Source organism: Burkholderia sp. Ac-20353, assembly GCF_017104785.1.
In the GTDB taxonomy this organism is placed as follows: Bacteria; Pseudomonadota; Gammaproteobacteria; order Burkholderiales; family Burkholderiaceae; genus Burkholderia.
The window spans coordinates 24431-30430 of sequence record NZ_JAAGPL010000104.1; the positions used below are offsets into that span (position 1 = coordinate 24431).

At 66.0% G+C, this 6000-nt stretch carries 6 protein-coding genes; 3 read left to right on the forward strand and 3 right to left on the reverse strand.

What is annotated here, in order from left to right:
• Nucleotides 1–5 precede the first annotated feature (5 nt).
• Complete coding sequence (locus G3N94_RS25720) at nucleotides 6–905, forward strand: PTS sugar transporter subunit IIA (protein ID WP_205795361.1); 900 nt, start codon at nucleotides 6–8, stop codon at nucleotides 903–905.
• Between the two features lie 57 nt (nucleotides 906–962).
• On the opposite strand, the gene G3N94_RS25725 is transcribed toward G3N94_RS25720, so the two are convergent.
• Nucleotides 963–1439: an OsmC family protein gene (locus tag G3N94_RS25725; protein WP_205795362.1), complete on the reverse strand. Its 477-nt coding sequence runs from the start codon at nucleotides 1437–1439 to the stop codon at nucleotides 963–965.
• A 207-nt stretch (nucleotides 1440–1646) separates the two neighbouring features.
• On the opposite strand from G3N94_RS25725, the gene G3N94_RS25730 reads away from it, so the two are divergent.
• On the forward strand, nucleotides 1647–2234 hold the full coding sequence (locus G3N94_RS25730; protein WP_241022070.1) for a GntR family transcriptional regulator: 588 nt from the start codon (nucleotides 1647–1649) through the stop codon (nucleotides 2232–2234).
• A gap of 44 nt (nucleotides 2235–2278) precedes the next feature.
• Here G3N94_RS25730 and G3N94_RS25735 read toward each other — a convergent pair whose 3' ends face one another.
• Nucleotides 2279–2713: a universal stress protein gene (locus G3N94_RS25735; protein ID WP_205795363.1), complete on the reverse strand. Its 435-nt coding sequence runs from the start codon at nucleotides 2711–2713 to the stop codon at nucleotides 2279–2281.
• A 410-nt stretch (nucleotides 2714–3123) separates the two neighbouring features.
• On the opposite strand from G3N94_RS25735, the gene G3N94_RS25740 reads away from it, so the two are divergent.
• Entirely contained in the window at nucleotides 3124–4608 is a 1485-nt protein-coding gene (locus G3N94_RS25740; RefSeq protein WP_205795364.1) for an amidase, read from the forward strand.
• A gap of 42 nt (nucleotides 4609–4650) precedes the next feature.
• Here G3N94_RS25740 and G3N94_RS25745 read toward each other — a convergent pair.
• Nucleotides 4651–6000: carbohydrate porin (locus G3N94_RS25745; protein WP_241022071.1), on the reverse strand; the 1350-nt coding region annotated here is incomplete at its 5' end.

Genomic DNA, 6000 nt, shown 5'->3' on the forward strand with positions numbered 1-6000 from the left:
AACCGATGAAGCACATCCTGGCAGGTCTGCAAGCCCGCTTCGGTTCGCGCCAAGCTGCGCCTGTCTCAACTGCGCGTCCGGCGGCGGGACACAACGTGATCATGCGTATCTCGCTCGATGCGCAGCATGCGATGCCGTTGCGTCAGGCGCTGGTCCGCGACTGCGCGGGGCAGCCGTGGACGATCCGGATGACGCCGTTGCACGGCACGAATCGCGTGAGGCTCGTGCTTTATTTGCCGAGATTTGCATTGAGCAGCACGATGCAGCGCGTTGCGCATCTGGCGCCGTCTGCCGAGATTTCGCAACTGCTGGAAGTGCCGGAAGTGCCGACCGACGCGTGGAGCAGGGTGATGCATTCCGAATCGCCGCATGCCGATTCGCATTTGCTGCGCAAGACGCCGCCGGCCGATGGGGATACGATTGCCGCCTTGCTCGTCGAAGACCACATTCTGCTCGGGCTCGACGTTGCCGATCGCGAATCGCTGTTCGCGCGTCTCGCACAATTCGTCGAGCGGCGCCATGGGCTGACGGCAGAGTCGGTGATGGCCGGCCTTGCTGCACGCGAAGCGTTGGGCTCGACGGCGCTCGGGCAGGGCGTGGCCGTGCCGCATGGGCAGATCAAGGGGCTGCAGAAGGCGTTGGCGCTATACGTGCGCCCGGTTACGCCGATTCCGTTCGATGCGCCGGACGGCAAGCCCGTGTCCGACCTCGTCGTGCTGTTCGTGCCGGTGTGGGCGAACGTCACGCACCTGCACTTGCTGGCCGAAGTGGCGGAGCGGTTTTGCGATCAGCGCTTTCGTGATCGGCTGCATGACTGTGGCGAGCCGCATGCCGTATGCCGGCTCTTCGCCGAATTCGATGCGCTGGATGCGTCGGATGTCGTCGAACGTCATGCGGGGCATTGAGCGTTGGTCGAGGCCGCCGTCCTGTCATGTCAGGACGGCGACACATCGCGGTATCGGTCAGGCGCTGGCAAACTCGATCGTCGGCTCACAGCGAATGGGGAAATTGACGGAGTTCGCCACGTAGCATTTCTCGTGAGCCGTGTGGTGCAATCGTGCGGCCAGTTCCCGATCGTCGCCGGCGCGAATGACCACCCGCGGGTGCAGCACGATTTCCGTGAATCGTCCCTGTTCGGGGCTGTCGAGCATCGTGCCTTCCGCATCGTCAAGGTAGGAAACAACGCAGATGCCGGCGTCTGAACACAGATGCAGGTACCAGAGCTTATGGCAGGCCGACGTCGAAGCCACGAGCAGATCTTCGGGATTCCAGCGCGCCGCATCGCCGAGGAACGCGGCGTCGGATGAGCCTGCGATCTCCGGCTTGGCGCCCGCGCGAATCACGTGATCGCGGCCGTACGCGCGATATCCCGATGTGCCGGTCCCTTTGTTGCCCGTCCATTGCACTGAAACGCGGTACTTGTGTTCACCGTATGCCATCGTGCTCTCCTTCGATATCGAAACATTGAATGTGGACCGTGGACCGGCGATGCCGGAACGCACTCGTCGAACCCGCCGGCGACACGCTTGTGCCATTGTGGCACCGGAAATCGATTTGGTATACCATTATTCCAAATCAACGATGGCTTGAGCATGGAAACAAAGTTCGATTCCACGGCGGATACGGTGGCCGCTTCGCTGCGCGAAATGATCGTCGGCGGCGAGCTGGGCGGCGGGGAGCGGCTCGTCGAACGAGACCTGGCCGACCGCTTCGGGATCAGCCGGATACCGCTGCGCGAGGCCATTCAACGACTGGCTCGCGAAGGTCTGGTGGATATCTTCAGGAATCGCGGCGCGGTCGTGCGGATGCTGACTGTATCGGACGTGAAGGAGATCTACGATTTGCGGGCGCTGCTCGAAGGTGACGCGATCTTTCGGAGCACGAAGCAGATCGATGCCGAAACCCTGGCGCGCGCCGAACTCGTTCATCGCCTGCTTGGCGACGCTCAGACGCCCGCGCGGCAGGGGGAGCTCAACCGCGAATTCCACGAACTCCTGTATTCGCGCTGCGGGAATGAGCGTCAGCTCGATGCGATCCGGGAATTGCGCGGCCAGGTCGAGCGATACGAGCGTTTGCAGAACACGCTGCTTGCGGATACGCCGTCGTTCCAGCACGAACACGACGAAATCCTGCAAGCCTGTCGGGAACGCAATGCGCGAGCGGCCCGCTCGATGACTGTTGCGCATCTCGACTCGGCCAGGGATATCGTGATGCGGCTTGTCGAAGGCGGGTGAGTGTCGCGGGCAACGGCGGACACGTGATCTGACGAAACCGCAGCCTATTGAACGGCCGTAACCGGAATGCTGGAAATCCGCACGAGGCGATCGAGCACGCTGCGGCGGAACAGCGACAGGATCGAATGAATCGGGTCATGACGCGGCGCGACGACGACGATTTCGTCGCAGCCGTTCTCGGCGGCCGCAGCGGCGATCGTGTCGGCGACCGGGCCGACCTTCATCACGACGCTGTAAGTGACGCCGGCATCCTTCAGAATCCGCTCGGCCTTCGCCAGTTCGCCCTCGGAGAAATGCTGCTCGATCTCGCGAAGCCGTGACAGCGGGTGGTAGGCCTCGAGCCGGGTCGATTCCAGCGGCGGCTGGACGTTGATCAGCACGATTTCCGACGCGCAGCGTTCGCGATAGAGGAACGTCGCATGGCGAACCGCCTGCAGCGAGCGGGGAGAGTGGCCAACCGGCACAAGCAGCTTGAGCATGAAGAATGTCCCAGTAACAAGGTGCTTTCAGCGTAGCGCGTGGCCGGCTGGGATGATCTAAAGAGATCGGGCGCCCGTATAAAAATGTCGTTAAAAATGCGCAAGCGGCGTCCGCCGGCGGTGTATCGCTTACTAGAAATATAAGAAATTTAAGTTTATGCGCATAAACATTTTCACCGGGCGTGCGCCGTTCGCCCGGCGCGCAAGACGATCGATCACACGAATGCCACGGCGTTTCGCCGCGATTCAGTCGAAACCGCAATGAATCCGCGCGGAAAATATCGGAGGTCGCGGGCGCCGCGTCGCGTAGAGTAGAGCGACAACGGCGGCGCGGCGGATCCCCGCACGGGCTTCGGCTGGCAGCTGCCGCGATGCCTGCCATCGCCTTGCGCTTTTCCAGGAGACCCCGCATGCCGCACAGCGCCCCGTCGCAGCTCGCTCCCGCTTCCATCACCGTCGACCCGATCGTGCGCCTGTCGGCGGGCGAACTCGCGTCGGCGATCCGCAGCAAGGCCGTGTCGTGCGTCGAGACGATGAACGCTTACCTCGACCATATCGAGCGCGCGAACGGCGCGATCAACGCGATCGTCGCGCTGCGCGACCGGGACGCGCTCGTCGCCGAGGCGGCGCAGAAGGATGTCGAGCTGGCGCGCGGCGAGTATCGCGGCTGGCTGCACGGCCTCCCGCAGGCGCCGAAGGATCTCGCGATGACGAACGGGATCGTGACGACGTTCGGCTCGCCGATTTTCCGCGAGAACGTGCCGCAGGCTGATTCCGTCGGCGTTGCGCGGATGCGCGCGGCGGGCGCGATCTTCATCGGCAAGACCAATACGCCGGAGTTCGGCCTCGGTTCGCATACGTTCAACGAAGTTTACGGCGCGACGCGCAATCCGTACGACCTGACGAAGAGCGCCGGGGGCAGCAGTGGCGGCACGGCGGCCGCGCTCGCGGCGCGGATGCTGCCGGTCGCGGACGGCAGCGATTTCGGTGGCTCGCTGCGCAACCCGGCCGCGTTCTGCAACATATACGGTTTCCGGCCGTCGCAGGGCCGCGTGCCGCGCTGGCCGGGCGTCGACGTATTCGTCCAGCAACTCGGGATCGAAGGGCCGATGGGGCGTACCGTCGGCGACGTCGCGAACCTGCTCGCGATCCAGGCGGGCTATGACCCGCACGATCCGCTGTCGCTCGCCGAGGATCCTGCCGTGTTCGCACAGCCGCTCGACGCGGACCTGCGCGGCAAGCGCATCGCGTGGGTCGGCGACTGGAACGGCTATCTGGCGACCGAGCCGGGCGTGCTCACGCAGTGCGAGACCGGGCTCGCGACGCTGCGCGAGCTCGGCTGTGATGTCGATGCGGCGCTGCCGGCATTCGGGCCGGAACGGATCTGGCGGATCTGGCTCGCGCACCGGCACTTCCTGTCCGGCGGCGGCCTGCTCGCGCACTACCGCGATCCGGCGCGCCGCGCGCTGCTGAAGCCCGAGGCGATCTTCGAGGTCGAGGGCCTGCTTGGGTTGTCGGGCCAGGCAATCTTCGATGCGAGCGTCGAGCGCACCGCGTGGTACCAGACGCTGCTCGGTTTCTTCGATCGCTACGATTTCGTCGCCGCGCCGACCGCGCAGGTGTTCCCGTTCGACGTGGACGCGCGCTGGCCGCAGCAGATCGCGGGCCGCACGATGGACACCTATCACCGCTGGATGGAGACGGTCGTGCCGTGGACGCTCGCGGGCTGTCCGGTGATCAGCGTGCCGGTCGGCTTCAACGCGGCCGGGCTGCCGATGGGGATGCAGCTGATCGGCCGGCCGCGCGCGGATCTGGCGGTGCTGCAGCTCGCGCGTGGCTATGAGCAGGCCGCTGATTGGGTCGGCAAGCGGCTGCCGGGGTGGATTGCTGCGTAAATGGTGGCTGGACGGTGGTGGAGCGGTGATTGCGGCTCCCGCTCAGAACGTGATGTTGGTCCGCACGCCGAGCACGAACGTGTTGCGCAGCGGCGCGCGCGGATTGTCCGGGTTCTGGCCGGCACCTGCGTTGAACGTGTACTGCGCGTCAGCCTGGATCTGCCACCACGGCGCGACCTGGTAGTTGTACATCGCCTCGAGCGCCGTCTCGCTGCTGCGCACGCCGTACGGCCCGCCGCCGAATGCGAGCGCATCCTGGTCGAGCGAGCGCACATGGCGGCCAACCTTGATGTACGTGAGCGCGAGGCCGGCGCTGTCGTTGTCACGGCCGGCGACCGGCGCCTTCAGCACGACGCCGACGTTGGCCGCCGCGCTGACGAGATTGCGGTCGCCCGGCGCGCCCATCACGCGCGCGAACACGCCGAGGCTGCGCGGGCTATCGGGGCCCGCACGCCATACCATCTGGTCCGCAACCGCGTACACGCTGTAGTCGCCGCGATGCGGGCGGCCAACGCCGCTCGAGTCGGGATTCGCGAGCGACAGGCCGGTCGTGTCGTCGCGCTGGTCCGCGAAGCTGCCACTGTGGTACCAGACGCCGAGCTTGTAGGCGCCGGGCAGGCCGCCCGGCGTCTTCGTGCCGCCTGCGTTGCCTTCCTGGTTGATCGCGTACTGCAGCTCGCCGATGAAGAGCGCGCCGTTGTGCAGGTTGAAGTTCGTGCCGCTGCGGTTGTCGGGGTTGTTGCCGAGCGGATCGCCGTCGAACACGCCGGCGAGCGCGGTCAGCGACGGCGTGAGCTTCGCGCGCACCCGCACGCCGAGCGCCGACAGCGGATACGCGGGGCCGCCGTTCGGCAGGTCGTACGACGGCAACGCGGGCCAGCCGAACATCGTATTGATGAAGGCCGCCGAGTAGGTGCTCGTCAGGAATTCCTGGTCGATCGCCTGCTGGCCGATCTTCACGTCGACCCGGTCGTCGAGCAGCGCCTGCTGATACCAGAGTTCCCACAATCGCGTCGTGCTTTCGGCTTCGATTCCGCTCGCGGTGTTGAGCGTGCCGAGATAGTTCGGGCTGAACTGGCGGCCGTGGATCTGCAGCGCGCTGACGTTGAAGCTGCCGCCTTTCCAGCCGAACGCCTTGTCGGTGTCGACGCCGAGCGTCATCGTCGTCAGCCCGTGATACGCAACGCCGCGGTCGAGGCCGCCGCGCAGGTTCGCGAGCAGCTCGCTCGATTCGGTCAGCCCGAACGTGACGCCGTACTTGCCGAGCCACGGGCGGACGCCGCCGATGTCGCCGAGCAGTGTGTCGCGGGTCCACAGGCTGTCGGCAGCGGGCGGGGGGTTGTGGCGGGCGGGGGGCGTGGGGGCGGGCGCGTCCTGCGGGACGGGGGCGCC

Bases quoted from the DNA above. Each gene is read 5' to 3' on its own strand.
- G3N94_RS25740 (WP_205795364.1), top strand. From the start codon at position 3,124: ATGCCGCACAGCGCCCCGTCGCAGCTCGCTCCCGCTTCCATCACCGTC.
- G3N94_RS25725 (WP_205795362.1), bottom strand. From the start codon at position 1,439: ATGGCATACGGTGAACACAAGTACCGCGTTTCAGTGCAATGGACGGGC.
- G3N94_RS25720 (WP_205795361.1), top strand. From the start codon at position 6: ATGAAGCACATCCTGGCAGGTCTGCAAGCCCGCTTCGGTTCGCGCCAA.
- G3N94_RS25730 (WP_241022070.1), top strand. From the start codon at position 1,647: ATGATCGTCGGCGGCGAGCTGGGCGGCGGGGAGCGGCTCGTCGAACGA.
- G3N94_RS25735 (WP_205795363.1), bottom strand. From the start codon at position 2,713: ATGCTCAAGCTGCTTGTGCCGGTTGGCCACTCTCCCCGCTCGCTGCAG.